The sequence below is a fragment of the Pantoea rwandensis genome (assembly GCF_000759475.1).
GTDB classification, from domain to species: domain Bacteria; phylum Pseudomonadota; class Gammaproteobacteria; order Enterobacterales; family Enterobacteriaceae; genus Pantoea; species Pantoea rwandensis_B.
In genome coordinates this window covers 65,013-91,821 of sequence record NZ_CP009454.1, presented here as the reverse complement: position 1 = coordinate 91,821, position 26,809 = coordinate 65,013, and the positions used below count along the sequence as shown (strand labels likewise).

Here is a 26,809-nt window from a genome sequence, read left to right as displayed (position 1 = left end):
TTAGTGCAGGCTCGGGTAGACGCCTGGACCAATCGGTAAACCCAGTGCGTACCATGCCAGCAGCAGCACGATCCAGCTGATAAAGAACACCACAGGATACGGGAAGATCAGCACATAATAGGTACCAAGTTGCGCATCTTTTTGGTATCGCTGCAGGAATCCAAGGAACAGTGGCAGGAACGGCGACATTGGCGCCAGTGGCAATACGGCAGAATCCGCGATGCGGAAAATCATCTGGGCAAATGCCGGATGGAAGCCGAGCAGCATAAACATCGGCACGAATACCGGCGCCAGAATCGACCAGATGGCCGAGCCGCTGGCGATAAACATGCACAGAAATGCCGACAGGAACATCAAACCGAGGAACGCGGGCGCACCACTGATGCCGGCACTTTCCAGCATATCGGTCAGACCGATCGCCATGAATTTGCCCATGTTGCTCCAGTTAAAGAAGGCGACAAACTGTGACAGCGGGAACACCATCACAATAAAGCCTGCCATGCTCTTCATCGGATCCACCAGCAGCTGTGGAATGTCATCAGCCCGTCGAATCTGCTTTGTCACCGCGCCGTAAGCAATCGCCACCACAAAGAAGAACAGGATGATGATCGGCACAATGCCCTGAATAAACGGCGAAGGGATGATACCGCCAGTTTTTGGGTTACGCAGCGGTGCATGTTCCGGCACCACCAGCAGAGCCATCAGCGCGATAAATACCAGTGCGGCAATCCCTGCGGCTTTCAGGCCACGGTTCTCCAGTGCGGTCAGCGGCGGCAGGCGATCGTTGTTGCCGCCATTCCATGCGGGCAGGCGTGGCTCGACGAATTTATCAGTAAGGATGGCACCGGCAATCGTTAGCACAATCACCGAGCTGGCCATAAAGAACCAGTTATCGATCACACTCACGTGCACGGTATCGCTCACCGCTTTCGCCGCTTCGGTACTGATGCCGGAGAGCAGCACGTCGGTGGTAACGATCAGCAGGTTGGCGGTAAAGCCGGAAGCCACGCCCGCGATAGCCGCCAGTAAACCCGCCACCGGATGACGACCCACGGCAAGGAAGATCAGCGCGCCCAGCGGTGGCATCACCACCAGCGCGGCATCGGATGAGATATGGCTGAAGAAGGCGATAAACAGCACCATATAGCTGGCGTAGCGGCGGCTCACGCGTGAGGCCATCTTCACCATCAGCGATTGCAGCAGGCCGACTTTCTCCGCCAGGCCCGCACCAATCACCAGCGCCAGAATCGAGCCCAGTGGGGTAAAGCCGCTGAAGTTTTTGATGATGTTAGGAAGAATCCATTGAATCCCTGCCACGCTCAGCAGATTGTTGACCCGCACCAATTCGCCATTGGTGGGATTTTTCACTGCCAGATCGAAATAGCTGATGATCGCGGTGGCGACCATCAATACCACGATCAAATAGACAAACAGTAAGAACGGGTTGGGCACTTTATTGCCGACCCGCTCAATCCAGCTAAACAGCTTCCCTGGGCTGCGGTTCTCCGTGGTCACTTCCATCGGTATTTCCTCGTCATGTCTGTTGTATTTGCATGCCCGCGTTGGGGCTGTATTTTTTATAGTGTTTTGGCTATTTCTGGGCGCAAAAATGCGCCCACTACAACTGCGGTAAACCTTCCAACTTCGGTAAACCTTACAACTGCGCCCAAGTCCCGCAGTGTGCGCATTTCTGCGCACTGAATCTGAGCACCGCGTTTATCTCAGGATGACAACTTCGATGGCGTCACATCCGCCGGAATTGGGCAGCTGTAAGGCTGTTCGCTGCGTACGCGACGGAACTCTTCTGTGCAGCGTGCCAGTGCTTCTTCATCCTGTAACAAGGTCAGCGCGGTGGCGGCCATGACTTTGGCAGCCAGGCACATGCCTTTGTGGCCCAGCGAGGTGCGGCCCTGCGCCACCAGTTGCCAGGTGTGCAACGGCGTACCAAAGGCGAAGCAGGGCGCAAAGCACTGCGCGGTTGGCGTCACCCAACTCACATCGCCGACATCGGTTGAGCCATACAGCAACTCACGCGTCACGGCGTAGGGTGCCACTTCGTCCATCAAAATTTTGTCGCCCAGCGCCTCGGTCCAGGCGATACCGGCTTCACCGCCAGTGCGCGCTGCGTTCAAACGCGCATTGCGCAGATCGTCCTTTGTTAGCGTGGCACGAATCTCGGCGGCGAACTGCTGCTCCTCCGCGCTGTACTCGGGCAAGCCAAACTGATGCAAGTTGCGCTCCATCACCGCTTCCAGCGCACGATTCGGCACATAGTTGGAGCAGGCTTTGTCGAAGCGTACCGTCATGGTGGTGTCGGTCATCAGGGCCGCGCCTTTGGCGATGTTGATTACCCGCTGATAGATATCCTGTGCCTGATCGAGTTCTGGCGCGCGAATCAGATACAGCACTTCAGCATCGGCTTGCACTACATTGGGGGAGACGCCGCCGGTATTGGTCACGGCGTAGTGCACGCGCGCTTCCTGCACAATGTGCTCGCGCAGGAAGTTGGCACCGGTGTTCATCAGCGTCACGGCATCCAGCGCACTGCGTCCCAGATGCGGTGAGTTAGCCGCGTGTGCAGCCACTCCTTTGAAGTGAAAAGCGGCCTGGATATTAGCGAGAGTGCTGAGATTGAACATGCCGCTGAAACCTTCGGGATGCCAGGTCACTGCCGCGTCGACATCATCAAACAGGCCTTCGCGCACCATAAAGGTTTTGCCGGAACCGCCTTCCTCGCCCGGACAGCCGTAAAAGCGCAGTGTGCCGCGTTGGCCGTTTTCGGCCCACCATGCCTTGATGGCAAAGGCAGCGGCCAGTCCGGCGGTGCCCAGCAGATTATGGCCGCAGCCGTGCCCATTGCCGTTTTCCACCAGCGCTTGCGGTGTGGCACAGCCCGATTGCTGGCTCAAACCGGCCAACGCATCAAACTCACCAAGGATGGCAATCACCGGCTTACCGCTGCCGATGCTGGCGATAAAGGCGGTGTCGATGTTGCCCACACCACGTTCAACGGTAAAGCCTTCCTGCTCCAGCGCATCGGCCAGAATCGCCGCGGATTGCGTCTCTTCAAAGCGCGTTTCGGGTACATCCCAGATCGCATCGCTGAGGGCAGTAAAGCGCGGCTGGTTTTCGTTGATGTAATGATCGATAAAGTCGTGATGGCTCATCGCTGGCCTCCAAACTGCGCCTGATTCAGCGCTAAGGTGGCGAGCGTTTGCACTGCGGTGGCCATGATCGCTTCGTCAAAATCGAACTTCGCGTTGTGGTGGCCCGCTGCCAGGTCGCAGCCGAAGATCACATACGATGACTGGCCGCCGCGCTGCTGTACGCGCTCCAGCATGTAAGTGGCATCTTCCGAACCCGCCGCCTGCTTTTTGGTATCCACCACCGAGCTGAAAATCCCCATGGCATCGGCCTGCTGATGAATAAAGTCGACCCACGGCTGACTAGGGGTGCAGCTGCGCGCGCCGCCCATCAGTTTGATGTCGTACTCAACGCCATACATCGCTGCCGCACCGGAAATCACGCGCAGGGCCTGCTGATAGATGTCGTCATTGACCTGATTGCTGACGCCACGGGTCTCCACTTTCATCAGGGCATAATCGGGTACCACGTTGCGTCCGGATCCCGCCTGCAACACACCCACGTTGACGCGTGCTACACCGCCGCTGTGTTGTGGCAGGTTGTGTAACGCCAGTGTGGCTTGCGCGGCGGCCAGCAAGGCGTTACGACCCTCTTCTGGTTTACCGCCCGCATGGGCACCTACGCCGGTGAAATTGACATCCAGTTTGGTGGTGGCCAGGAAGCTATCGCTGCCGCAAACGATTTCGCCTGCGGGCACGCCTGTGCCGAGATGGATAGCGGTAAACAGATCCACATCATCCACCACGCCCGCAGCGACCATGGCTTTTGCACCGCGCACACCTTCTTCCGCTGGCTGAAAGATAATTTTAATCGTGCCGCTGAGCTGATCTTTCATCTCCATCAACACGCCCGCCAGCGCCAGGCCGATAGTGGTATGGCCGTCGTGGCCGCAGGCGTGCATCATGCCGGAATTGCAGGAGGCAAAACCTTCGCGAGTGGGGATGTGGTCAGCATCGCGGCTTTCGTTCTGGTCCAGCGCATCCATATCGACACGAAAACCCATCACCGGGCCGGGACGGCCGGTCTCCAGCGTGGCGACCACGCCGCAGAAACCGCCCGAGAAGTGTGAAATCCACTGTGGCAGGGCGCCTTGCTCCAGTGCACGATCTTCCTGCTGCGCCAGCACTTCATCAGAAGGCAGTCCCATGCGCGCATCGGCATCGATCACTTCACGGCCCAGCTTAAGCTGATAACCAAGACGATGCAGCTCTTCTGCCACTATCGTTGCGGTACGGAACTCCAGCCAGCCCGATTCGGCAAAATGGTGCAGATCGCGACGCCAGCTTTGCATCTGTGGAATCCGCGCGTTGACGAGGTCGGAGAGGGTTTTCATCGGCATATCCTTTGTGTTGGTTTTTTATGCATTATCCCGAATCTACACAATGGTATTGGTGCGCATAAGATGCGAATATCTTGTCACTGATAAACAACGGTTATCACAAAAATTATGCCTGCCAACCTTAAACTTCATCAGCTGCGCGCCTTTGTCGATGTGGCCCGCCAGGGCAGTATTCGTGCTGCCAGCCGCTTATCGGGACTTTCACAGCCTGCGCTGACCAAAGCGATTCAGGAACTGGAATTGGCACTCGGTGCGCGCTTGTTCGAACGTCGTCAGCAGGGCGTCACGCTGACGGATATCGGTGATAACTTTTTCCGCCACGCCAGTCTGGTGCTGGAAGAGCTACGTGTGGCGCAGGAAGATATTCAGCAGCGATTGGGATTGGCGGGTGGAAGAGTGAATATCGGCGTGGGCGGCAGCATTGCGCGTACCATCATGCCGCAGGTGATCACTCAGTTTCATCGTGAATATCCGCTGGTGAAGGTGCGCATTGTTGAGGGGCAACTGGTGTCGATGGTGCATGAATTGCGGCAGGGCGCGCTGGATTTCACCATTAATACTTACGATCAGCATCACCTTGATCAGGAGCTGATCTTTGAAAGACTGATGCAGCGCGACTATCAGGTGGTGATGCGCAAAGGGCACCCGATGGCGCACGCCCGCTCGTTAGCGGAATTACAGCACTGCGACTGGACCATGCCGACGCCGCAAGGGAGTTATTACCGCTTGCTGCACGATCTTTTTGGCGAACGCGGTATGGCACCAAAGATCGTAGTGACCTGCGAAACCTTTATGGCCTGCACCAGCCTGGTCGCGAAAAGTGACTTTGTCAGCATTATCTCGCGTGATGTCATCGAAGATCCGACGCACGGTGGCCAGCTCATTGCCCTCGATCTTGACGATCCGCTGCCGAAAGCGACTTTCTATTTGATCCAGCGGAAAGACACCGCGCTGACGCCAATGAGTGCATACATGGCTCAACTGTTCCGCCGCTATTGTCAACAAAGGTAAGAGTGCGGCCTGGCTCGCAGCTGATTACTTATTGCCCACTACACTTGCACTGGACGTTCCAATTGTGGAGAACTGACCATGCAAATTACACCTTATGTGTTTTACAACGGCCGCTGTGAAGAGGCGATTGCCTTTTATCTCGCGGCCACTGACGGCGAATTGCTGTTTAAAATGACCTTCGGTGACATGCCGGATGAAACCCCTGTTGAGGATGAAGGCTGCCCCTCTGGCGCGACCTTCTCGCCAGAACAAATCATGCATGCCCATTTGCGTATCGGACAGGGTGAATTGATGATGAGCGATGGTGCACAACAAACAGACTACGCCGGATTTTCCGTGAGCCTATCCACGCCAGATGAAGCGCAGGGTAAACGCTGGTTTGACGCGTTGTCAGCGGGTGGGGAAGTGACGAAAAAGTGGGAACCGACGTTTTGGGCGCACGGTTTTGGCATGTTTACCGATAAATTCGGGGTGCCCTGGATGGTGAATGCTTATAAACCGCAAATTTGACGGCCCGGTTTTTTACAGCCCGTCAGCAACGTTGCGGCGCAATTTAATGCATTTCTGAAGCGATATTAAGGCTTCAGAAACACGCGAAAATTGCGCCGCTATAGCATCAGCGTATTAGAAGTTGTAACCCACGACCAGGTAGTAACCCCAGCCCGTCGATTTCACTTCAAACGGACCGTTGCCGAAGTTCAGCTCCTGTCCATCTGCCCACTGGCCGCCATTGTGGAAATAACGTGCCACGGTAGAAACGTGCCAGTGATCGTAGTTCAGCGACAAAATGTGGCTGGACGCGATCGAGTTGCTGGTACGTGATGGACCGGTCTCATCGCGCAGGTCTGAACCCCAGTCGAAATTGGTGAAGCCGATGTAGCTCAGCTTGCCGCCCCACAGATCGGTAATCGGCACAAAGTATTTCACTTTGAAGCGATATCCATCCCAGCTATTTTCGTTCGCTGCACCGTAGTTCTGCCACTGGTATTTAGCATAAACGTTCAGAGACAGGCCGATATCGCTATGGGTATCGATGTCGGTACCCAGACCCATGTACCAGGTGTTCTGACGCTGTGAAGCGTTGCGACCCATGTCATAGATATAGTTGTTCGCGAAGTACCACTCTTTAAACGGACCAAATGCCAGGCTGGTGCCGGTCAGTTTATCAATTGAGAAACGTGGCTCAATTTCCATGAACAGCGGCGAACCGTGGTCGAAAATGCCGTTAGCGTTGCTGTTACCCACGCCAAAGAAGTTGGTCAAATCCGCATAGCCGTAGAAATCGAACCAGTCTTTTTTAGCAAAGGCTTCGTATTCGAGATACACGTCATTGTTGAACTGCGGTCCGAAGCGGGTGTGGGTGCTACCCACCACATTAACGCTCTGGTGCCACCAGTCTGAAAGATACTGCGGATCGCTGTCTGCCGCTTGTGCCGCGCCGGTCCAGCTGCTGGCCAGTAAGGCCCCTGCTATCAATGCTTTAAATTTCATTATTTTATTAACCACATGCTAGTGATTGCTGCGGTTGCGCCGCAATCGAGTGAAATCGATCCCAGGGGATGGGCCGTGTGTTGTTTTTATCCGGTCTGAATCGCCGAATTTTCAAATGTGCGTAATGTGCCTGTAACAGAGCGATAGGAAATAGATTTTGATCACGTTTGTCAAAATGTGTTGCATTTTGATTCACTGAATATGTGACTATGATCACATAAATGCTGTGTGGCGAACGGAACCCCGCAACCGTTTACGTTGTCGCGTACGGTGGCAAAGAGGTCAGATGCGGATAGAGGATAGGGCGGCACGATACATCGTGTGTTTTTGGGATTTAATAGTGGAAAAATGTGTGATTTATCGCGTGCCGAGGGAGTTTTAGGATGTGGAAAATGACCCAAGGCTCAAGGCTCAAGGCTCAAGGCTCAAGGCTCAAGGCTCAAGGCTCAAGGCTCAAGGCTCAAGGCTCAAGGCTCAAGGCTCAAGGCTCAAGGCTCAAGGCTCAAGGCTCAAGGCTCAAGGCTCAAGGCTCAAGGCTCAAGGCTCAAGGCTCAAAGCTCAAGGCTCAAGGCCCAAAGTCCAAAGCCCAAAGCCCAAAGCCCAAAGCTCAAAGCCCAATGCTCAATGCTCAATAGCCGCTACCGCGCCTGATATTCAAGGCGGTAGCGACACGTTGGTCATGGCAAGGTAACGCGTACCTGCAGGCCGGAAATCTGCCCCTGGGCGTTATGGCAGTTAGACAGCGCGACCTGCATCTGATGCTTCTGCGCCACGCTGCGCACAATCGACAAGCCTAAACCGCTGCCTTGCGCCTGCACATCTGGCGAACGAGTGAAGCGATCAAAGGCGCGTTCGATAAAGGATTCCGGCATGCCCGGCCCGTTATCAACGATATCCACCACCGTGTGATTACCCACGCGATGCAGCAGCACATCCACCAGGCTGCCTTCCGGGGTGTGCAACATCGCGTTGCCGATCAGGTTATCAAACAGGCTACGCAAATCGGAACGGCTGGCCTGCAGGCGATAGTGCGTGGTGCCATTAAATCCGATATCAATACCGCGTTTATCGGCGACGACCATCAACTGCTCAATGCTCTCTTTCAGCAGATCATCGAGCTGGATGGTTTCCACCGTGGCCACCACCGACTGATCTTCCTGGCGCGAGATATTCAGCAACTGCGTCACCAGATGGCGCGTTCGCGTGACGCCCGATTCCAGCTGATCAAACTGACGGCTGGCTTCACCCGGCTGAATGTGCTGACGCAGATTTTCCAGCTGTAAGGTGACCGCGGTGACCGGTGTGCGCAGTTCATGGGCGGCATCTTCAAGGAACTGGCGCTGTGATGACCATGCCGCACGCAGTTTATCCAGCAATGAGTTGTAGGCCGCCACCAGCGGCAGTACTTCATCCGGTAAGCCATCCGGCGACACCGAGTGCGGATGCATCGTCTCTTGCGCGGCAATTTGCCGCGAGGCGACGCGTAAATCCCGCGTGATGGCGCGGACCACCAACCAGATCACCAGCAGTGACAGCGGCATCATCAGTATCAATGGAATGATGGCGGACAACACGCGTTTCACCATCAGACTTTTCATGTAACCGATGTTGTGCAGTACCTGAATGTTTCCGATTTCACTGCCCAGTTCGCCGGGGCGGGTATACACGCGCCAGTCACAATCATCGCCACAGTCGCCAACTTTTAAATCGGACCAGCCTTTTTTCGCCTGCAGCGGCGCCTGTAAGGCAGGCCATGAGCTGGCACGCAGATGGTTGTTGGTGTCCCACAGCTGAACGATATAAGTGCTTTTCAGCTTCTCTTGCTGCATCACCATGGGCATTAACGCGGGCATACGCTGACTGGAGGACCAGGCATCGGCGATCTTGGCGAGCTGATCGTCCTTCATGGTGCCCATCATGTCGCCATAACAGTGGTAGAAATACCAGGTCACGCCGCCGATCATCGCCAGATGCAGCAGCACCAGCGTGGCGAGCAGTTTGTTACGCAGGGATCGCATAAAGGTGAAAGGTTTCATATTGCCGGTACCCGCCAGCCTAAACCGCGCACGTTGCGAATCACTTCGTTATCGAGCTTGCGGCGCATACCGTGGATCAGCACATCAACAGCGTTACTGGTGACTTCTTCACCCCAGCCATAAATGCGGTTCTCTAATTGTTCGCGTGACAGAATCGCGCCCGGTCGCTCCAGCAGGGCGTAGAGCAGGGCATATTCGCGGGCGGTTAACTGTTCGCGTTGGCCTTTGTACAGCACTTCGCGCGTCATCATATCCAGCTGCACATCGCCACTGCCTAACAGGGAATCCGCCGCTCCGTGACGACGTCGGGTGATTGCACGCATGCGCGCCAGTACCTCTTGCAGATCATAGGGTTTAAGCAAATAGTCATCGGCGCCGCTGTCGAGACCCTGAATACGTTGTTGTACCGTGTCACGCGCAGTCAGCACCAGCACGGGCGTCATGTCGCCACGCGTGCGTGCGCGCTTCAGCACGTGAATACCGTCTTCACGCGGTAAGCCGAGATCGAGCAGCACGCAGGTGTAGCCGCCGTCGGCCCAGGCATTGGAGGCATAGACGCCATCACGCACCCAGTCCACTGACCAACCTGCCGCTTCTAACGCCTGCTGCAAGTTGGCGCCAATCATTTCATCATCTTCTACCAGCAGCACACGCATAGTGTTCTCCCAAACTGATGGACGCAGTGTAACGCCAGATAATTAGGCCAGAATTACCCTCCGTCATACTTCCCGCTGCAGATGTGTGATCTGTGAGCGCTTATCCCGACACTGACTCAGGCAAGCTCCTGAGGATTCCCACTCTTACTGCCTTTCTGCCGCTGGAATGATTTAGACGGAGTACGCGTTTTCCCCCTTGCTAATTCTGCGCTAATTTTCTGCTAATTAAGGGATAAATTTAACGCGCTACAGTGACTGCACTGGACATTTTGTCGAAGCAGGAGGTTCCCATGAATCAGCGCGAATTTATCCGTAGTTTGCTGGACTGGATTGAAGACAACTTAGGTCACGATTTGCATCTGGATGAAGTAGCACGCCGCTCGGGATACTCCCGCTGGCATCTGCAGCGTCTATTCCGTCAGCACACCGGTTTTTCTCTGGCAGAGTACATCCGTCAGCGTCGGTTAACTGAGTCAGCGCTCACGCTGATCAACAGCGACGAAGCGATTTTGCAAGTGGCGATGAGCTACGGATTTGATACGCAGCAGGCGTATACCCGCACCTTTAAGAACTACTTCAGCGTCACGCCGGGTCAATTGCGTCGTCAGCGCCGCGTTGAACAGGAACGTCTGTTGTTCCCGCTGGCGGTGGCCAGTTGATTGATGACGCTGAGATTGATCTGTACAGAAGACGTAGCGGCGCAATTTATTGCGCAGTAAATCGCAAAGGGATTACGCGATAAATTACGCCGCTCCACCACGTTCGCTGATTAAATTCGGTGCTTATTGCGGCTTTTACTTTTAAGCTGCTGTTCTCCGTTTGTTACCCACCAGAGAACATGGACAACAGCGATAATCTCACCGCCATGATGCTGTTTGCGCGCGTCGTTGAGCGGCAAAGCTTTAGCGAAGCCGCGCGCACCTTAGGCGTCTCTAAATCGCATGTCAGTCGCGAAATCGCGCGGCTGGAAGTGCGGCTCGGCATCAAATTGTTGCAGCGCACCACGCGTAAAGTCGCATTGACCGAGTTGGGTCAGGCTTACTATCCGTTTTGTACCCGCATGCTGGAAGAGATGCACCGCGCCGATGCGTTTGTGCAGCAGGTTCATCAACTGCCCGCGGGTAATGTGCGCTTGCAGGCACCGATTACCTTTGGCTGTCAGTGCGTCGTTCCCACTCTGAATGACTTTATCCGCCGCCACATTCATATCAACGTCGATCTCGAATTGACCACCAGCGACGATCCGCAGCCCAGCGCAGATGTGGCGATAGTGATTCGCGCGCGTGCGCCGGAAGTGGCCAATTATCGCGAGCTGAGCACCATCGAATGGGGACTCTATGCCACACCGGATTATCTGGCGGCGCATCCTGCTATCGACCATCCTGAACGCCTGACGCGGCATGATTTGTTGCTGTTTCACGGCCCCGCGCACACGGCCGCACTGCCGTTTCGTCGTGAAAAACAGCGGCTGGCGCTGGATGTGCACAGCCGTTTTCGTGCCAACAACAGTATGGCGCTGCTAAATGCGGCGCTGGCGGGCACCGGCATTGCTTATCTGCCTGCGTATATGACGCAGGACGCCCTGCGGCGGGGTGAAATCCAACAGGTACTGCCCGAATGGCAAATGGACCGCTTACACAGTTATTTGCTGCTTAAAGAGCAGCCGCAACCCTCATCCCCCGTGACGCTACTGTGTGATGCATTGATCACGGCACTCAGCGGCAACTGATTGTTGTTTACTGGCAACAATACTGCGCTGGTTGGCAAATATCCCTCTCGCTCTGTTTTATGTGGTGATCCCCTGTTAGCCTGCTAAAAAAACAAAAAACAGGGAATCACTATGTCGCAATCATCAACCGTGTTAGCGCCTGAGCAGCAACACTGGAAGCGTAATTTGTTTGTCTGCGTGCTGGGTTCGTTCAGCACCATTGTGGCGATGACGTTGCTGCTGCCATTTCTGCCACTTTATGTGCAGCAACTTGGCGTGCAGGAACCTGCCGCGATTGCGCGCTGGTCGGGTGCTGCGTATGGCGCCACTTTCCTCAGCGCCGCGTTAACCGCGCCGTTGTGGGGCAAACTGGCGGATCGCTATGGCCGCAAACTGATGTTGATCCGTGCCAGCCTCGGGATGGCGATTGCCATGTCGCTGATTGGTATGGCGACGGCGCCGTGGCAACTGGTTGCTTTGCGTTTGCTGGCGGGATTGTTGGGGGGCTACGCATCAGGTTCAACTATCATGGTCGCGGCGCAAACACCAAAAGAGCAGACGGGTTGGGCGCTGGGTGTGTTGTCCTCCGGCATTATGGCGGGCAACGTGGTGGGGCCACTGCTGGGCGGGGTATTGCCACCGCTGATAGGGATTCGCCACACTTTCTGGCTGACTGGTGCCGTGATTTTCCTCGCCTTCCTTGCTACGACTTTTTTATTAAAAGAAGCACCGCGTAAGCCGGGTAAAAAAGTGGCGCAAACCCACAATGAGAGCGAAACACCGGTCAATCTGCCGCTGGTGCGATTGATGTGGCTGTCCGGTATGTTGCTGATTTTCGCTAATATGTCGATTGAACCGATTATCACGCTGTATATCGGTCAATTCGTGCAGGGCGATCATGCGATCACGGTGACGGCTGGCGTGGTGATGGCGGCGGCTGCGCTGGGCAGTATTCTCTCGGCCCCGCGTTTAGGACGCCTGGCGGATCGGGTAGGGCATGGGCGTGTGCTGGTTTACGGCCTGGTTGTTTGTGCCCTGTTGTTGATCCCACAGGCATTTATCACCCAAGCCTGGCAACTGGTGGTGCTGCGTTTTCTGATGGGCATGGCGCTGGGTGGTTTGATGCCGTGCGTGACGGCGCTGATTCGCCACAATGTGCCGCAGGGGCAGGTGGGGAAAATGCTGGGTTATTCGACCTCGGCACAATACGTCGGCCAGGTCTCAGGTCCCTTATTTGGCGGGTTTGTCGGCGGTGCTTTCGGTATGCGCCCGGTATTTCTGGCGACCTGTGTGATCATGGCGCTGTGCGCGCTGTTAAATGCGCGAGTGTTAAAAAAGCGGTAGCGGCGCAAGGCACTGCGTTTTGAACAGCTTATAAAACGTCTTTCTGGACACGCCTTAGGCTGGGTTGCGGCTGGAGATGCAGGCCGTAAGACAATAAAAAGGCGGGCTTTGCAGCCCGCCTTTATCACATCAAACCAGAAACTTATTTAGCATCTGGCAGTGCGTAGGCAATGACGTAGTCGCCCAGCTTGGTGCCAAACGAACCATGACCACCCGCAGCAATGACAACGTACTGCTTGCCATCCACTTCATAGGTCATCGGTGTTGCCTGGCCACCGGCTGGCAGACGTGCCTGCCACAGCATTTCCCCGGTGTTGGTGTCGAATGCGCGCAGGTAGTTATCCGCCGTCGCACCAATGAAGAACACGTTACCAGCAGTGGTAATTGGGCCGCCCAGCATTGGCATACCCATTTTGAACGGTACCGGAACCGGCGCGCTGTCGCGAACGGTACCGATACGTTTTTTCCACACGGTTTCGTTGGTTTTCAGGTCAACCGCTGAGACATAGCCCCATGCCGGTTGTTTACATGGCAGACCCAACGGAGACAGGAACGGATTCAGTTCCACGCCGTACGGAACACCGTACTGCGGCTGGATACCGGTTTCGGTACCTGAACCACCTTTGTCATCGGCTGGTGGCTCGATCGGGTTACCCGGACCGCGTGGCACCAGTTTAGAGACAAACGGCAGCGCCATTGGGTTAGCAATCGCGATCTGACGATGTGGATCTACCGCGATACCGCCCCATTCGAACATACCGAGGTTACCAGGGAACACCAGCGTACCTTGCTCAGACGGCGGGGTGAACGGACCTTCGTAGCGCAGACGCTTGAAGATCACGCGGCACACCAGCTGGTCGAACATGGTTGCGCCCCACATGTCCTTGTCCGTCAGGTTGTTCTTCGGACGGAAGGTCAGTTCGGAGTACGGCTGAGTAGGGGATACGTGATCACCTTTCGCAGCGCCCTGAGGCACTGGGGTTTCCGGCGCGGGGACAACTGGCTTACCAGTACGGCGATCCAATACAAAGATGTTACCGGTTTTGGCCGGGGCATAAATCACCGGAACGGTGTTGCCATCTTTGTCAGTGATATCGGCCAGCGTCGGTTGTGACGGCAGGTCCATATCCCACAGATCGTGATGCACGGTCTGATACGACCACACCAGCTTACCGGTGGTGGCGTTCAGGGCCAGCACGCTGCTTGCGAAACGTTCCTGGTCAGGCGTGCGGTTACCGCCCCAGATGTCTGGTGTGGTCACGCCCATTGGCAGGAATACGGTATCCAGTTTTGGATCGTAGACCGCCGGTGCCCAGGAGTTCGGCGAGTTCATGGTGAAGGTGTGTTCATCATCTGGAATCGCGTTAGGATCTTTCGCGCCCGGATCGAACACCCACAGCAGTTTACCGGTGTTGACGTCAAAGCCACGAATGGCGCCAGACGGTTCACGGGTTGAGTAGTTATCGGTGACGGCACCCGCGATCACGATAGTGGTATCCGTGATGATCGGTGGTGAAGTCGGCTCATACTGGCCTGGGGTCAGTACGGGCTGTTTGTGCTGCAGATCCAGCTCACCGTTGTTACCAAACGCGGCACAACGTTCACCCGTTTCCGCATCCAGCGCGAACAGGCGACCATCGTTTACCGGCAGGTAAATACGGCGCGAGCACAGCGCAGGTTGGGTATTAGATGCATCGGCAGCAGCAGGCATTTCATGATACGAAACACCACGGCATGTCACGTGCTGGAAGGTTGGATTCGGTTTGAGGCCCGGATCAAACTTCCACTTCTGCTTGCCGGTTTTCGCATCCAGCGCAAACAGAATCTGGTGCGGCGAGCAGAGATACAAGGTGTCGCGGATTTTAATCGGCGTCACTTCGTCGGTGATTTCACCTGGGTCGTTCGGGGTTTTCAGATCGCCCGTCTGGAACTGCCAGGCAACCTGCAACTCTTTCACATTACCGGTGTTGATTTGCTTCAGTGGAGAGAAGCGCGTGCCTTGCTGATCGCGGGCATAAGCAGGCCAGTCAGCATCCTTGATGTTGCTTAGCGGCTGCGCTTGCGGGGCATTATCTGCCGCAGCAGGAATTTCACCGTTCAGCTCTTGTGGATCGTGGAACACTGCCCACGCCAGCACCAGCACGCTGGCAATCAGCGCAACGGCCATCAGACCCAGTGCGCCTTTACCTGCGTGATTCAGACCGCGATATACAAACGGCAGAATCAACCAGATGCCGAAGATCACCAGCACATCGGTACGTGGTGCCAGCGCCCAGAAGTCGAAACCGACTTCCCAAACACCCCACACCAGCGTTGCCAACAGCAACAGTGCATACAGCATGATCGCTGCGCCGCTACGACGCCACAGCAGGATAGCGGTGATCAACATAATCACACCGCCAATAACGTAGTACCAGGAACCACCAATTGCGGCTAGCCATACACCGCCTACCAGCATAAATGCGCCCGTGAGCAGTGCGAACAGCACTGTCAAAAAGCGAATCACGCCAAAAGATGAGGAAGCTTTCCCCATAATATTAACCTCTTTCTTTGCCATAAACTTAAAAGGAAACAACGCATTGGGTTGTTTCCCGACATAGAGTACGAAGTGACTTAACATGTTCGATCGCAGCGCTTCCGTTACGCCAGATGATCCCTTTGCGTTAAATTTTATCTTAAAAACGTTAACGGGTTTGATTTTTTTAGTGCTTTGCGCTTGTGGAATGGTAGTAGTGCGACATTTTATGAGGATATTCTAGCGTTATGCCCGAAGAGATCGGGACATAACGGCAAGGGACGGAACTTTGTGTAAGCGTTTACACTTCAAACAGGGTGCTGCTGGTGCGTTGTTCCTGCCAGCCAGAAAGTTGCAGGTCTTCATAGACAGACAACGGCAGAGCTAATTGCGGAGTACGTAATATCACCTCTGCTTCTCTTTCCCGACAAGAGCCGAGCAAAAAGGGAAAGCTGAACTTGAGATAATTATCATTGAAGAAATTATCGTTCAGAACAATTCCCCTAAAGGGGAAAGACGCAATATTCTTCCAGCATGTTCCTGGCGGAGCCAAATCATAAAGCCAGAATGCGTGATGCTGAGCGGCCTCTCGCAATGCCGCTTCATCCTTAACTAAACTGGCATAATTGATGGCAAGGGACACATTTTTCAATTGCAGGCTGGGATAATTTTCCGGCGCCTGTAAAAAGCGCGCAAGACTATTTCCCACTAAAGGGATAATTATTCGCTCGGGCGTATCGGGCAACTGATTGTGCAGTGAAATTATGTTGCTTCCGTTAAGTAACGCTGTGCTTTCCTGTTCACAATGCATAAAGGGGGCTGAATAACACGCGCCCATCAGTGCGCCGTCGAGGCGACGGATACGCTCAGTAACATAAGGATTGTATGAACTGTTTTCCATTTATCTCTATGAATAAATTAATTAACTGGAACGTCTTAATTATTATAAGGACGGCAAGGTTGCTGTGATCTTTACGCTTCCAATATAGATCGAATTGTTTGTTAAGGTCACCTTTTTTAGCTGTCTCTGATAGAGAGATATGGCGGTTAAAAGATGTATTTAATATTGAGTTATTGGAATTTCTGGAATGATTCAGATATTTTCAGTTGAAAACAATCAGTCTGCTAATATTCAGAACTCTATGCTTAGTTAAATTTTAGATAAGCAACTGTTTTTAAAGCGCACGGCTAGCCATTGCTTGCCAGCGTCAGATGTCGCACTCTGTGACCGCAAAATGATAATGAGAGTCGGTAAACGGCTTTTCACCAGGCTGGTGCAATGATGCTGGCCGGATGATGATTTAGGATGGGATAAAATATGGCTTCACCGTTATCCGCAGCAGAAGACTCTCTGTTGCGGCACAGGTCGTTTGTCGCCTTCTGGTTGGCACGCACCTGTTCATCGTTTGGTTTCCAGATGTTCTCCGTGGCGGTGAGCTGGCAAATCTACGCCCTTACCCACAGCGCGATGGCGTTAGGGATGATTGGCCTGATGCAGTTCCTGCCTTCGGTGTTACTGGCTCTGCCGGCCGGCCATCTCGCCGACCAGTTTGATCGCCGCCGCATTGTGCTGGTCGGGCAATTGATTGAATGGCTAGCCCTGCTTGGCCTGGTGGCACTGACGCTGATGCACTGGGCGGATAAAATTGAAATTTGGGGACTGGTGTTTCTGATCTCGGTTGCTAAAGCGCTGGAGTGGCCGTCGATCACCTCTATGCTCCCTGCGCTGGTTCCTCCACCGATTCTCGCGCGTGCCATGGCGGCGAGTTCAGTAGGCGGTCAGGCTGCGGTGATTGTCGGCCCAACCTTAGGGGGTCTGCTGTATGTGGCTGGCCCCGAGGTGGTTTACGGCGTTTCAGCCCTGTTTTATCTCTTCTCGCTGGTGTTGGTCAGCCGCCTCCGCTATGAACGTCCACCTCAAACGCGTATGCCGATGAATCTTACGACCATGTTTGCGGGCGTGCGTTTTATTCGTGAGCGCAAAGATGTGCTGGGTGTGATCTCTCTCGATCTGTTCGCCGTGCTACTGGGGGGCGCCACCGCGCTGTTGCCGATCTTCGCGCAGGATATTCTGCATACCGGCCCCTGGGGATTAGGCATGCTGCGTGGAGCGCCTTCTGTGGGGGCGCTCATTGTTGGCGTGTGGCTGAGTCGCCACAAGCTGGAAAAGCACGTCGGCATGATTATGTTTGGTTCTGTCGCGGGCTTTGGTGTGGCTACGCTGGTGTTCGCGCTCTCCACGCAATTATGGCTGTCTCTGCTGGCGCTGGCCGCGCTGGGCGGGTTCGATATGGTGAGCATGGTGATTCGCGGCGCGCTGGTGCAGCTGGATACGCCGGATGACATGCGCGGTCGCGTGAATGCGGTCAACGCCATCTTTATTAACACCTCAAATCAGCTTGGTGAGTTTGAGTCAGGCATGCTGGCAGCGTGGATGGGGGCGGTGCCTGCCGCAGCGCTTGGCGGTATCGGCACGCTGGTGGTGGTGGCGGTCTGGATGACGATTTTCCCGCATCTGCGCAAACGGCAGAAGCTGGAGAACGAACACGCAGGATAAGCGCCAACAAAAACCGGCTCGCGAGCCGGTTAATGATGTCACCACTCTGCACTGCCATGAAAAGCCCCGCGCAAAGGGGGACCTGCGCGGGGAGGTTGACCTTAAACGGTCGCGGTTTTCCCCAGGCTGGCATCAAATTGTTTCCAGCTGTCTGTCATATCCACCACGGTTTTCGATTTTCGTGCTTCATCGATTTTAATCGCGGTCAGGCCCGCTTCCAGTGCATCCACCACGGAGACTTTCAGTGGCGTTCCCTGTTTAATGTGTTTGACGATCTCTTCAGCCATCAACGCATCGGCACCATAGTGACCGTCATAGGCATTGCCGCTGTAAGTGGTATCGACTTCGCGCTCGCCGGTGCGGGCGTTGTGCACGCGGAAGTAGTTACGCACAAAGTCACCCTCAGCCATGCCATCGGTGCCCATCACGCAGAAACGCCGAAATTCATCCGGCACGTTAAGGTTGGCGTGGAAGGCGAGCGTTGCGCCATTGGCGTATTCGATCAGCGCCGTCTGGTAGTCGACGATGTCGGCATCGCCATCAAACACCGCATCCGTGCTTGACCAGCCGCTGGGTTTAACGTGATACACCTCAGATTGCGGTGTGACAGCCCCGGTGGGTGCATGTTGCGGCGTGAAGTTTTTACGCCCACCAAAGCTGGCGACGCGCACCGGGCGTTCACCGACTAATCCTTGATAGAGATCGATATCGTGGCAGCATTTTTCCAGAATGTAAGGTCCGGCGTATTTTTCCAGACGTCGCCAGTCGCGCTGGAAGAAGGCCCCATGGTAAGGCTTGATGTGTTCCGTGGCTTCGATTGAGGTGATCTCGCCCAGGCGATGTTCGTCACGCGCGTTTAAGAGATCGTGATACAGCGGTGAGTAGCGTAAAACTAAGCCGACCAGAATACGCTCATGCCCATATTGCTGCACCAGTTGTGCCATCGCCATCGTCTGTTCTTCATTGATCACCACCGGTTTCTCGGTGAACACGGTGTAACCGGCGGCCAGCCCCTGGCGAATATGCTCAAGGTGCATAAAGTTGGGTGACCCGACCAGCAGCAGATCGAACCCACCGTGCTGGAGTAGCGCATCCACGTTGTCGAACGCCTTCCCGGCATCAATGCTGAAGGTGTGGAGATTCGGCAAGCCAGCGGGAGCCGGATCGACGTAACCCACCACGGAGAACTCTGCGTCAGCTTTGTTGAACTCTTTCACGACATGAGAAAGACGAAAGCCCAGACCAATAATGCCCACTTTCATGTTGTACCCCTGAAGCCCGTTGCTGGTTAGCTGCCCGACCCATCAGGCTGCTGATAATCTGACCGTTAACTTATTACGGCAGAAAAACTAATGTCAATCCGTAACGCCGATCCCAAATTGGAATTTTTTATTATCTTTATGTTTTAAATGAATATTAATTAACTATACGGAATGCGTATTTATTTGTGATTGCGATTTAAGTTTTTTTCCCCTATCTTTCGCACATCTATAAGCATCATGCCGTTGGTGGCAGGCAGGAGGAAGCGCGTGCAATCACTTTTGCTGGGTATTGATGGCGGTGGTACGCACTGTCGCGGGCGCCTGACGGATCACGCTGGCCACGTGCTGGCAGAAGCGACGGGCGGGCCCGCCAATGTCTGGTCGCAGTATGATGCCGCCATCAACGCCATTGAATCGGTCATCGACACGCTATTTCAACAAGCGGGGCTTGCTGCTGATGCGCGTGACCGCACCCTGCTGGTGGCGGGTTTAGCGGGTGCCAATGTGGCATCGGTGCATTCCCGGCTGCAAAGCTGGCAGCCTCGTTGTCAGGCGCGTTATCTGTTTACCGATGTCGAAATCGCCTGTGCGGGTGCGCACGATGGTGCACCCGGCGCGGTGTTGATTGTCGGGACGGGCAGTCAGGGCGCAGCCTGGGACGGCGCGCAGTTTACCCTGCTGGGCGGCTGGGGTTTTGCCCTGTCAGATGCCGGTTCAGGCGCCATCCTTGGGCGCCGGGCACGCCGCTTAGCGCTGCTGGCGCACGAAGCTATCGTGCCTGCTTCGGCGCTGACTGAACGCATCATGGCGCTGCATCAACACAGTCCGGAACAGATGTTACTCTGGTCACAGCAGGCAACACCCGCCGAATGGGGCAGTGTGGTGCCTGAGGTCTTTACCGCCGCGCAGCAGGGCGATCCTCATGGTATTGCGCTGGTGCAGCAGGCCGCTGCCGATATCGTGCAGATGGTGCAGCCCTTGCTGGCGCGCAGTCACGGCAAATTGGCCCTGATGGGGGGACTCGCGGTGCCGATTCAGCCCTGGTTACCCGCTGACATTGCCGCGCAGCTTGTCCCGCCGCAGGGGGATGCCTTAAGCGGTGCATTGTGCCTTGCCAGCCAGTTCAGCCAGCAACCGGCTTAGCCTCTTCCAACTTAAAAAAGAGATCCATGAGCGCTCCCAACGTAACTGCACGCATTTTGCGCCTGATTGTCGAAAATGCGCCAATCAGCCAGTCTGATCTTAAAGTTCGTAGCGGCCTGAGCATGTCTACGGTATCGCAGGCCACTAATCGTTTGCTGTCCGGCGGTATTGTGCAGGAGCTGGGGCTGCGTCGCGTCTCAATGGGACGACCGAAAACACTGCTCGGCCTCAATCCGGATCACGCCAGCGTGGTCGGCATTCAACTTAATGCCGAACGCAACCTGATTGTCTTAACCGACCTGAGCGGCAACATCATCGGCGAGCAGCAGATCCCGTCCGGCGCGATGACCCCTAAACAACTGGGTGACGCGCTGGCGAAGTTTTTGCGTGGCGTGGAAGGAAAGAAAGTCGGTGCCATTGGGCTGGCGCTTTCAGGTCTGGTGGATGCCAGCAACGGCGTTTGCGTATTGTCACGCGCGCTGGGCTGGAACAACGTGCCGATTGCGCGCCTGCTGGAAGAGCGTTTTTCGCTGCCGGTCTTTATCGAAAATGATGCCAATGCGTTAGCCATGGCCGCACTGGTGTTTGGTCAACTGGGCCATGCGCAATCCGCGGTGATCGCCACTTTTGGCAAAGGTATTGGGGCGGGAATTCTGCTGGACCGCCAGCTCTATCGTGGCCGTCATGGTAAAGCCGGAGAGATTGGTGTGTCATTGCTCGGTGATGGTTCTGAGCGATTGCTGGAAGATGTGGCCTCGTCACAGGCAATTTTGCAGCGCGTGGCGGTTTCCCTGAAAGAGGCGCTGCCGCAGACATTACGCGATCTGGATAGCCAGCCCACGCCTGAAGTGCTCAGTGCACTGGCGGAAGCCGGACAGCACCTGGGCATGTCGCTGGCGAATCTGTCGGTGGCTTATGATCCTGACGTGGTGTATCTGGCGATGGAGCCGCAGATGGCATCGCGCATATTGCTCGACCACATCACGCAGAGTTTCCAGACCTACCGGCTGAAGATCACGCCGCAGATGACGCCGCTGCAGTTCCTCACCGAGTCGAATCGTATGTGGGCACAAGGGGCGGCAGGCTTTGCGGTGAATAAGCTGTTAGATTTGCTGGCGGCGCAGGCCGATGAAGAGACGGTGCCTTAAAACGGCAATCTGAGTCTTGGCGCGCACGGAATCGAAGCTAACCGTGTGTTCAGAGAGGGCGCGGAAGCAAAACCACGGCGCTTGCTTCGTTGAGGCGCTTAACGCAGACGCAATCCCTGCTCATCAAACAACATCCCGCGTTCAGCATTGATCTGATAACTGACGCGGTCGCCAATCTCATGCTCTGCCGCGTTGCGTTCCTCAATCACCAGCAACTTCTCCTCACCGATATCCAGATAAAGATAGTTGGTGTGCCCCAGCATCTCACTGAATGACAAATCGGCGCTGAAGCTCAGCGTGTCGGTTTCCTGCTGCGCCGGAGAGAAATGTTCAGGTCGAATCCCCAGCGTGACTTTTTGTCCTTCATGGCAGGCTGCCTCTATCTTCATGGTCAGCGTGTGAATGCCTAAGGCAGGCACGCGCAGCTGCACGGCACCTGGCGCGACCGTGGCAATTTCCGCCTGCAGGAAGTTCATCTTCGGTGAACCGATAAACCCAGCGACAAACAGATTGTCGGGATCGTGATACAGCGCCATCGGTGCACCCACCTGCTCAATTTTGCCCTGACGAAGTACCACGATGCGGTCGGCCAGCGTCATCGCTTCCAGCTGGTCGTGCGTGACATAAATCATGGTATTGCCCAGAGAGGCATGCAGGCGAGCGATCTCAATGCGCATCTGTAGCCGCAGCTCAGCATCCAGATTGGAGAGCGGTTCATCAAACAGGAAAATGCGTGGATGGCGGATAATGGCGCGGCCGATGGCCACACGCTGACGCTGGCCGCCGGAGAGCGCACGTGGCAGGCGATCCAGCAGTTCTGTCAGATGCAGGCGCGCGGCCGTCTGATTAATCGCTTTCTCGATTTCTGCTTTGGATTTCTTCATCACTTCCAGCGGGTAAGCCAGATTGCCGCGCACCGTCATATTCGGATAGAGCGCATAAGACTGGAATACCATGGCAATGCCGCGCTCGGTGGCGGGCTGATGCGTCATGTCTGCGCCCTCGATCAGTAGCTTGCCGCCACTGATCTCCTCCAGCCCGGCAATCATGCGCAGCAGCGTCGATTTACCGCAGCCGGAAGGGCCGACAAACACCACAAATTCGCCGCTGTTAATAGTGAGATCGATACCGTGGATCACATTCACATGGTCGTAGGACTTTTTAACGCTTTGCAGGTGCAGGCTGGTCATGGTGAGGCCTCAATCAGAGTAGTTGACCCATGTAGATGGCGTTGCTGCGCATAATCGGCGTGAAACCGAGACGTTGATAAAAGCCGCACACCTTCTCGTTTTGCAGACTCACGCCCAGATAAACACCCGGCACGCCAGCGGCGCGCAGATCCTGCAACAGCTGCTCAATCAGTTTTCTGCCCCAGCCGCCCTGTTGCGCTGGTGGCAGCAGATTGATATGCAGATGCGCGGGCCATTGCGCCACCAGTTGCTCTGCAGCGGCATCCGGCTGAAGGATGGCATCCAGGACTTTACTGTCGAGTGGCGCGCGCGGCGTGTAATCGCGATATTGCTGTTGCAGTGGCGGCCACCACTGCGCATTCAGTTCTGCTTCGAAGGCGCGTGTATCTGCCACCGCCACCGCATAGCCCATCACTTCCCCATTCATTTCAAGTGCATAGGAAAATTCGGGTGCAAAGCGTGCGTATGGAATGACAAAGCGCAGGCCTGGCAGCGCCGGGTCAGAATAGAGCGCGGTGGCGTCAGTTCCCGCATTGGCCGTTTCTAAGCAGATGCGCGACAGGGCTGGAAAATCGCTCTCGTGGGTTCGGCGAATAACACCTTTAGCCGTCATGGTGGAGCCTCTGTGGTCATGAGATGAACAGATTTTACGGTAAATAAAGCTGACTTAGTTTTCAAGGTGTAATAATTGCGCGACCGCACAACGCGGAAGTAAATCCTGGTCGTGGGCTATCACGCAGATGTCCGCCTATAGCGACGCAGAGCCTATGCCGCCTGCGTTCAGCGCTGATTTAACCGTCGCAGCCTGTCGAACATCACATTAACTATAGAATTTTCATATGGTCTGTCAGTAGGTTAATGCTGGCGGTTAGCGTGAGTGAATTGTGCTGTCAGCAGGCGTGAGTCATCTTCAGGTGTACGCTTTTGCGTCTGACAGACAGGATTCTCTGCTGTGTAGTCCGCTTTTCTTCTCACAATTTGCACTGTATCACAGAGCAAAAATTCCGCAGTGAGGGTGTTTGACTTTCTTTTGTTCATAAAGTAAGTATGAATTAACGTCGTTATTGCTGCTGAATCAACCTGCCAGGACTTGCAGGTGTCGCAATGAAGGGATGCCAGTCATCTGTTGGAGAAACCGAGCATGATGTGTGATTCAACCAAACGTCCGTCCCGTATGAAAAGCTCACTGCGCGTGGTATCGCGTCTGGTTTCAGCCGGGATCTTGCTCGGTGCAACCCTGGCGACGGCGCAAGCGGTGACGCTGAACGAATGGGATATTTATAACTATCCACAGCAGACCGAGGCGGTGGATGAAGCGGTGAAAGCGTTCCAGCAAAAGAATCCGGGCATTACCATTCAGCGCTCGGTGCACTCTTTTGAAGATACGCGTATTCCACTGAAGCTGGCGCTGACCGCCGGTGATGGCCCGCAAATCGCCCAGGTCAATCAGGGCGGTGGCGATATGGGTTCGCTGGTGAAAGACAAACTGCTGTGGCCGCTGGACGACTACGCCAAAACCTATGGCTGGACCACGCGCTTCCCGGACTCGATCCTCAAGCGTAACCGCTGGTCAGATAAGCAGGACTTTGGCAGCGGTCAGCTTTACGGTGTCGCCAGCCTCGGTGAAATGGTGGGGCTGTATTACAACAAGGCTTTGCTGGACAAGGCGGGTGTTGCCGTACCGAAAACCCTGCCTGAACTCGAAGCGGCAATGGAGAAGCTGAAAGCGGCGGGTACGCCACCGATGATGCTCGGCCTGCTGGACGGAAATATGGGCCAACAGCTGCTGAGTACCGTATGGGAAGCACAGATTGAGAGCAAAGATCGCAAAGCCCTCGATGATCTGATTTACGACGTGGGTGGCACCTTCAAAGACGACAAGCTGGTGAAAGCGGCGAGCATGATGAAGAGCTGGAAAGACAAAGGCTACTTCTTCCCCGGCTTTGAAGGCATTGGTCATGATGATGCGGCCACCCTGTTCCAGAATGGGCAGGCCGCGTTCCTGGTGAGTGGCACCTGGTATCTCGGCCAGTTCAAAGATAATAAAGATGTGCACTTTACAGCGATGCCGATGGGTGAGGGCGTGCAGCATGCTTTGATGGTGGGTGGCACCGATCTGGCGTTCTCGATCACCAACACGGCAAAAACCAAAGAGCAGCAGGATGCGGCGGCTAAATTTATCGACTACATCGTTTCCGACGAGATGGCGAACCGCTGGTTGAAAGTCGGCTTCCTGCCGGCGGGCACCAGCAAGAATGCACAAATCCCAGCGGATAACCCGTTGCTGGCGGAGGCGTATCAGGTATGGGTGACCCTCAACGAGCATGATGGCCTCGGCCATTATCTGGATTGGGCCACGCCGACCATGAATGCTGAGCTGAATCAGAACGTGCAGCTGTTACTGGCAGGACGACAGACGCCGGAGCAGATGGTCACTAATTTCGACAACAACTATCAACGCTACCTGAAAACCCTGAAGCACTGATGACGTCCGGCCCGGCGACGATGCCGGGCCGTGAATTAGCCTGCAAGCGAGTAAGGTTATGCTGAACAAATCTGCCTGGCGCAACGCGCTCTATCTTCTGCCCGCCGTACTGGTCTATGCGGTGTTTCTACTCCTGCCGCTGCTGGCCTCACTCGGCATCAGCTTCACCGAGTGGGATGGTACTTCCCTGCCGATTTTCACCGGTATCAGCAACTACGTGCGTATGTTCCAGGATCCGGTGTTCTGGGTGGCGCTCGGCAACAATGCGCTGCTGATGTTGTTTTATACCTTGCTGCCGATTGGTGTCGGTTTACTGCTGTGCAGCTTCCTGTATGAAACGCGTAACGGCAAAGAGCGCAGCGTGCTGCGTATTCTATTTTTCCTGCCATATATCATGCCGATGGCGGTTTTGGGCGTGGTGTGGCGTTGGTTATATAACCCGGCGTTTGGTCCTATCGATCAGTTCCTGCGCGCCATCGGTTTACCGCAGTTGGCGTTGTCGTGGCTGGGGGATTTCACCTGGGCGTTACCGGCTGTGGGTTTTGTTGCCACCTGGTATTTCTTCGGATTCTGTCTGGTGCTGTTTATGGCCGGTTTGCAGCGCATGGATCCTTCACTGCTGGAAGCCGCCGATTTGGATGGTTCTTCGCGTCGCCAGAAGTTTATGCGTATTACGCTGCCTTCGCTGCGTCCGGAATTGCGCATTGCGCTGCTGCTGACGGTGATTGCCAGCCTGAAGGCCTTTGACCTGGTGTATGTGATGACGCAAGGCGGGCCGGGCACTTCGACCATGGTGACCAATATCTTTATGTATAAGCAGGGCTTTGATTTGCACTACTTTGGCTACGCGTCAGCGGTAGCCGTGTTCAGTATGTTGATTGTGCTGATGATCAACGCCTGTATTCATTTTGCTATCCGGGAGCGTCACTGATGCGCGGTACGCCTTTTGTTTCTCGCGCGCTCATCTGGATTGTCGCGTTAATGACTATCCTGCCGTTTTTAATGGCGCTGATGACCTCATTCAAAACCCAGATGGAGCTGTTTCAGGGCGTGTTCACACTGCCTGCGTCGCTGAATTTCAAAAACTACGTCACCGCCTGGCAACAGGGACATTTTAACGTCTACTTTATGAACTCGGTGCTGGTGGTGATTCCGGTGGTGCTCAGCAGTATTTTGTTAGGGATTCTGGCAGGATTTGGTTTTGCCTGGCTGAAAATCCCCGGTAAGAAGCTGATAGCAGCGATGCTGGGCTTAGGCATGGTGCTGCCGAGCGAGGCTTTTATTATTCCGCTTTACCACGAACTGCGTTGGATGGGGCTGACGAATACTTATCTGGCGCTGATCCTGCCGCAAATTGCCTTATCGCTGCCGTTTACCACGCTGATGATTGCCACTGCACTGCAACAGGTGCCGCGCGAACTGGTGGAAGCCTCGGTGATGGATGGCGCTTCAAGGCGCAAGATATTGTGGGGCATTCTGGTGCCTGCCATTTGGCCCACGCTCTCGACGCTGGCACTGCTGCTGTTTATCTGGACGTGGAATGAGTTCCTGATTCCGCTGATTCTGGTCAACAAGGATGAACTGCGCACCTTGCCAATCGGCATGATGTTCTTCCAGAACAAAAACACGATTGATATACCGGTGCTGATGGCGGGCGCGATGATCGTGATTCTGCCGCTGGTGGCGGTGTTCCTGGTGTTCCAGCGTAAGTTTATCAGTGGTGTGACGGAAGGGGCGGTGAAGTAGGATACGTTTGACGAAAACTTGCAACGTTCAATAT

At 55.1% G+C, this 26,809-nt stretch carries 23 protein-coding genes; 12 read left to right on the top strand and 11 right to left on the bottom strand.

Going from position 1 to position 26,809, the window contains the following annotated elements; genetic code table 11:
• From abgT to LH22_RS00425, 3 genes are all read right to left on the bottom strand, one after another.
• Positions 1-1,521, bottom strand: coding sequence for a p-aminobenzoyl-glutamate transporter (gene abgT, locus LH22_RS00435; protein WP_038643580.1), 1,521 nt, complete (start codon positions 1,519-1,521; stop codon positions 1-3).
• A 200-nt stretch (positions 1,522-1,721) separates the two neighbouring features.
• On the bottom strand, positions 1,722-3,167 hold the full coding sequence (locus tag LH22_RS00430; protein ID WP_038643579.1) for a M20 family metallopeptidase: 1,446 nt from the start codon (positions 3,165-3,167) through the stop codon (positions 1,722-1,724).
• A complete protein-coding gene (locus tag LH22_RS00425) occupies positions 3,164-4,477 on the bottom strand; it encodes an amidohydrolase (RefSeq protein ID WP_038643577.1) in 1,314 nt (437 codons plus the stop codon). The genes LH22_RS00430 and LH22_RS00425 overlap by 4 nt, the downstream gene beginning before the upstream one ends.
• Positions 4,478-4,591: 114 nt before the next feature.
• Between LH22_RS00425 and LH22_RS00420 the strand changes: the two genes are divergently transcribed.
• Both LH22_RS00420 and yjdN read left to right on the top strand, forming a co-directional pair.
• On the top strand, positions 4,592-5,494 hold the full coding sequence (locus LH22_RS00420) for a LysR family transcriptional regulator (protein WP_038643576.1): 903 nt from the start codon (positions 4,592-4,594) through the stop codon (positions 5,492-5,494).
• A gap of 78 nt (positions 5,495-5,572) precedes the next feature.
• A complete protein-coding gene (yjdN, locus tag LH22_RS00415; protein ID WP_038643575.1) occupies positions 5,573-6,004 on the top strand; it encodes a VOC family metalloprotein YjdN in 432 nt (143 codons plus the stop codon).
• Between the two features lie 114 nt (positions 6,005-6,118).
• Here yjdN and LH22_RS00410 read toward each other — a convergent pair whose 3' ends face one another.
• Positions 6,119-6,985 (bottom strand): nucleoside-specific channel-forming protein Tsx, encoded by an 867-nt coding sequence (locus LH22_RS00410; RefSeq protein ID WP_034826809.1) that lies wholly within the window; start codon positions 6,983-6,985, stop codon positions 6,119-6,121.
• 383 nt (positions 6,986-7,368) lie between these two features.
• On the opposite strand from LH22_RS00410, the gene LH22_RS00405 reads away from it, so the two are divergent.
• Complete coding sequence (locus LH22_RS00405; RefSeq protein ID WP_081946704.1) at positions 7,369-7,620, top strand: hypothetical protein; 252 nt, start codon at positions 7,369-7,371, stop codon at positions 7,618-7,620.
• Positions 7,621-7,662: 42 nt separating this feature from the next.
• Here the strand turns inward: LH22_RS00405 and LH22_RS00400 are convergent, their stop codons facing one another.
• Together LH22_RS00400 and LH22_RS00395 are read right to left on the bottom strand one after the other, a co-directional pair.
• Entirely contained in the window at positions 7,663-9,021 is a 1,359-nt protein-coding gene (locus LH22_RS00400; RefSeq protein WP_038643573.1) for a sensor histidine kinase, read from the bottom strand.
• On the bottom strand, positions 9,018-9,677 hold the full coding sequence (locus LH22_RS00395) for a response regulator (RefSeq protein ID WP_038643572.1): 660 nt from the start codon (positions 9,675-9,677) through the stop codon (positions 9,018-9,020). The genes LH22_RS00400 and LH22_RS00395 overlap by 4 nt, the downstream gene beginning before the upstream one ends.
• 290 nt (positions 9,678-9,967) lie before the next feature.
• On the opposite strand from LH22_RS00395, the gene LH22_RS00390 reads away from it, so the two are divergent.
• The 3 genes from LH22_RS00390 to LH22_RS00380 all read left to right on the top strand — a co-directional run bounded on the left by LH22_RS00390 (position 9,968) and on the right by LH22_RS00380 (position 12,729).
• Positions 9,968-10,336, top strand: a complete 369-nt coding sequence (locus LH22_RS00390; protein WP_034826803.1) for a helix-turn-helix domain-containing protein — start codon at positions 9,968-9,970, stop codon at positions 10,334-10,336.
• A 179-nt stretch (positions 10,337-10,515) separates the two neighbouring features.
• A complete protein-coding gene (locus LH22_RS00385; RefSeq protein WP_038643570.1) occupies positions 10,516-11,406 on the top strand; it encodes a LysR family transcriptional regulator in 891 nt (296 codons plus the stop codon).
• A gap of 111 nt (positions 11,407-11,517) precedes the next feature.
• Positions 11,518-12,729, top strand: coding sequence for an MFS transporter (locus LH22_RS00380; RefSeq protein ID WP_038643569.1), 1,212 nt, complete (start codon positions 11,518-11,520; stop codon positions 12,727-12,729).
• A gap of 142 nt (positions 12,730-12,871) precedes the next feature.
• Here the strand turns inward: LH22_RS00380 and LH22_RS00375 are convergent, their stop codons facing one another.
• Positions 12,872-15,262, bottom strand: a complete 2,391-nt coding sequence (locus LH22_RS00375) for a glucose/quinate/shikimate family membrane-bound PQQ-dependent dehydrogenase (protein WP_038649714.1) — start codon at positions 15,260-15,262, stop codon at positions 12,872-12,874.
• Positions 15,263-15,545: 283 nt separating this feature from the next.
• Positions 15,546-16,145 (bottom strand): hypothetical protein, encoded by a 600-nt coding sequence (locus LH22_RS00370; RefSeq protein ID WP_038643567.1) that lies wholly within the window; start codon positions 16,143-16,145, stop codon positions 15,546-15,548.
• A 417-nt stretch (positions 16,146-16,562) separates the two neighbouring features.
• Here LH22_RS00370 and LH22_RS00365 point away from each other — a divergent pair, with 417 nt between their 5' ends.
• Positions 16,563-17,801, top strand: a complete 1,239-nt coding sequence (locus tag LH22_RS00365; protein ID WP_038643566.1) for an MFS transporter — start codon at positions 16,563-16,565, stop codon at positions 17,799-17,801.
• 101 nt (positions 17,802-17,902) lie between these two features.
• Here LH22_RS00365 and LH22_RS00360 read toward each other — a convergent pair whose 3' ends face one another.
• A complete protein-coding gene (locus tag LH22_RS00360) occupies positions 17,903-19,063 on the bottom strand; it encodes a Gfo/Idh/MocA family protein (RefSeq protein WP_038643565.1) in 1,161 nt (386 codons plus the stop codon).
• Between the two features lie 267 nt (positions 19,064-19,330).
• Between LH22_RS00360 and LH22_RS00355 the strand changes: the two genes are divergently transcribed.
• Positions 19,331-20,206, top strand: a complete 876-nt coding sequence (locus tag LH22_RS00355; RefSeq protein WP_038643564.1) for a BadF/BadG/BcrA/BcrD ATPase family protein — start codon at positions 19,331-19,333, stop codon at positions 20,204-20,206.
• 26 nt (positions 20,207-20,232) lie between these two features.
• Positions 20,233-21,354, top strand: coding sequence for an ROK family transcriptional regulator (locus LH22_RS00350; RefSeq protein WP_038643563.1), 1,122 nt, complete (start codon positions 20,233-20,235; stop codon positions 21,352-21,354).
• A 98-nt stretch (positions 21,355-21,452) separates the two neighbouring features.
• On the opposite strand, the gene LH22_RS00345 is transcribed toward LH22_RS00350, so the two are convergent.
• Together LH22_RS00345 and LH22_RS00340 are read right to left on the bottom strand one after the other, a co-directional pair.
• Entirely contained in the window at positions 21,453-22,544 is a 1,092-nt protein-coding gene (locus LH22_RS00345) for an ABC transporter ATP-binding protein (RefSeq protein WP_038643561.1), read from the bottom strand.
• Between the two features lie 13 nt (positions 22,545-22,557).
• Positions 22,558-23,157 carry a GNAT family N-acetyltransferase gene (locus tag LH22_RS00340; protein WP_038643560.1) on the bottom strand — a complete coding sequence of 200 codons (600 nt, stop codon included), beginning with the start codon at positions 23,155-23,157 and terminating at the stop codon, positions 22,558-22,560.
• A 528-nt stretch (positions 23,158-23,685) separates the two neighbouring features.
• Between LH22_RS00340 and LH22_RS00335 the strand changes: the two genes are divergently transcribed.
• From LH22_RS00335 to LH22_RS00325, 3 genes are read left to right on the top strand one after another with little or no spacing between them, the layout of a single operon-like run.
• On the top strand, positions 23,686-25,029 hold the full coding sequence (locus LH22_RS00335; protein WP_156102769.1) for an extracellular solute-binding protein: 1,344 nt from the start codon (positions 23,686-23,688) through the stop codon (positions 25,027-25,029).
• Positions 25,030-25,087: 58 nt separating this feature from the next.
• Positions 25,088-25,960 (top strand): carbohydrate ABC transporter permease, encoded by an 873-nt coding sequence (locus tag LH22_RS00330; protein ID WP_038643559.1) that lies wholly within the window; start codon positions 25,088-25,090, stop codon positions 25,958-25,960.
• On the top strand, positions 25,960-26,775 hold the full coding sequence (locus LH22_RS00325) for a carbohydrate ABC transporter permease (protein WP_038643558.1): 816 nt from the start codon (positions 25,960-25,962) through the stop codon (positions 26,773-26,775). The genes LH22_RS00330 and LH22_RS00325 overlap by 1 nt, the downstream gene beginning before the upstream one ends.
• Positions 26,776-26,809 lie beyond the last annotated feature (34 nt).

What these genes read in the sequence shown, in the direction of transcription:
- LH22_RS00390 (WP_034826803.1), top strand. Translation starts at nt 9,968, where the DNA reads ATGAATCAGCGCGAATTTATCCGTAGTTTGCTGGACTGGATTGAAGAC.
- abgT (WP_038643580.1), bottom strand. Translation starts at nt 1,521, where the DNA reads ATGGAAGTGACCACGGAGAACCGCAGCCCAGGGAAGCTGTTTAGCTGG.
- LH22_RS00420 (WP_038643576.1), top strand. Translation starts at nt 4,592, where the DNA reads ATGCCTGCCAACCTTAAACTTCATCAGCTGCGCGCCTTTGTCGATGTG.
- LH22_RS00325 (WP_038643558.1), top strand. Translation starts at nt 25,960, where the DNA reads ATGCGCGGTACGCCTTTTGTTTCTCGCGCGCTCATCTGGATTGTCGCG.
- LH22_RS00370 (WP_038643567.1), bottom strand. Translation starts at nt 16,145, where the DNA reads ATGGAAAACAGTTCATACAATCCTTATGTTACTGAGCGTATCCGTCGC.
- yjdN (WP_038643575.1), top strand. Translation starts at nt 5,573, where the DNA reads ATGCAAATTACACCTTATGTGTTTTACAACGGCCGCTGTGAAGAGGCG.
- LH22_RS00335 (WP_156102769.1), top strand. Translation starts at nt 23,686, where the DNA reads ATGATGTGTGATTCAACCAAACGTCCGTCCCGTATGAAAAGCTCACTG.
- LH22_RS00375 (WP_038649714.1), bottom strand. Translation starts at nt 15,262, where the DNA reads ATGGGGAAAGCTTCCTCATCTTTTGGCGTGATTCGCTTTTTGACAGTG.
- LH22_RS00430 (WP_038643579.1), bottom strand. Translation starts at nt 3,167, where the DNA reads ATGAGCCATCACGACTTTATCGATCATTACATCAACGAAAACCAGCCG.
- LH22_RS00395 (WP_038643572.1), bottom strand. Translation starts at nt 9,677, where the DNA reads ATGCGTGTGCTGCTGGTAGAAGATGATGAAATGATTGGCGCCAACTTG.
- LH22_RS00345 (WP_038643561.1), bottom strand. Translation starts at nt 22,544, where the DNA reads ATGACCAGCCTGCACCTGCAAAGCGTTAAAAAGTCCTACGACCATGTG.
- LH22_RS00410 (WP_034826809.1), bottom strand. Translation starts at nt 6,985, where the DNA reads ATGAAATTTAAAGCATTGATAGCAGGGGCCTTACTGGCCAGCAGCTGG.
- LH22_RS00340 (WP_038643560.1), bottom strand. Translation starts at nt 23,157, where the DNA reads ATGACGGCTAAAGGTGTTATTCGCCGAACCCACGAGAGCGATTTTCCA.
- LH22_RS00360 (WP_038643565.1), bottom strand. Translation starts at nt 19,063, where the DNA reads ATGAAAGTGGGCATTATTGGTCTGGGCTTTCGTCTTTCTCATGTCGTG.
- LH22_RS00400 (WP_038643573.1), bottom strand. Translation starts at nt 9,021, where the DNA reads ATGAAACCTTTCACCTTTATGCGATCCCTGCGTAACAAACTGCTCGCC.
- LH22_RS00380 (WP_038643569.1), top strand. Translation starts at nt 11,518, where the DNA reads ATGTCGCAATCATCAACCGTGTTAGCGCCTGAGCAGCAACACTGGAAG.
- LH22_RS00405 (WP_081946704.1), top strand. Translation starts at nt 7,369, where the DNA reads ATGTGGAAAATGACCCAAGGCTCAAGGCTCAAGGCTCAAGGCTCAAGG.
- LH22_RS00350 (WP_038643563.1), top strand. Translation starts at nt 20,233, where the DNA reads ATGAGCGCTCCCAACGTAACTGCACGCATTTTGCGCCTGATTGTCGAA.
- LH22_RS00385 (WP_038643570.1), top strand. Translation starts at nt 10,516, where the DNA reads ATGGACAACAGCGATAATCTCACCGCCATGATGCTGTTTGCGCGCGTC.
- LH22_RS00425 (WP_038643577.1), bottom strand. Translation starts at nt 4,477, where the DNA reads ATGAAAACCCTCTCCGACCTCGTCAACGCGCGGATTCCACAGATGCAA.
- LH22_RS00365 (WP_038643566.1), top strand. Translation starts at nt 16,563, where the DNA reads ATGGCTTCACCGTTATCCGCAGCAGAAGACTCTCTGTTGCGGCACAGG.
- LH22_RS00330 (WP_038643559.1), top strand. Translation starts at nt 25,088, where the DNA reads ATGCTGAACAAATCTGCCTGGCGCAACGCGCTCTATCTTCTGCCCGCC.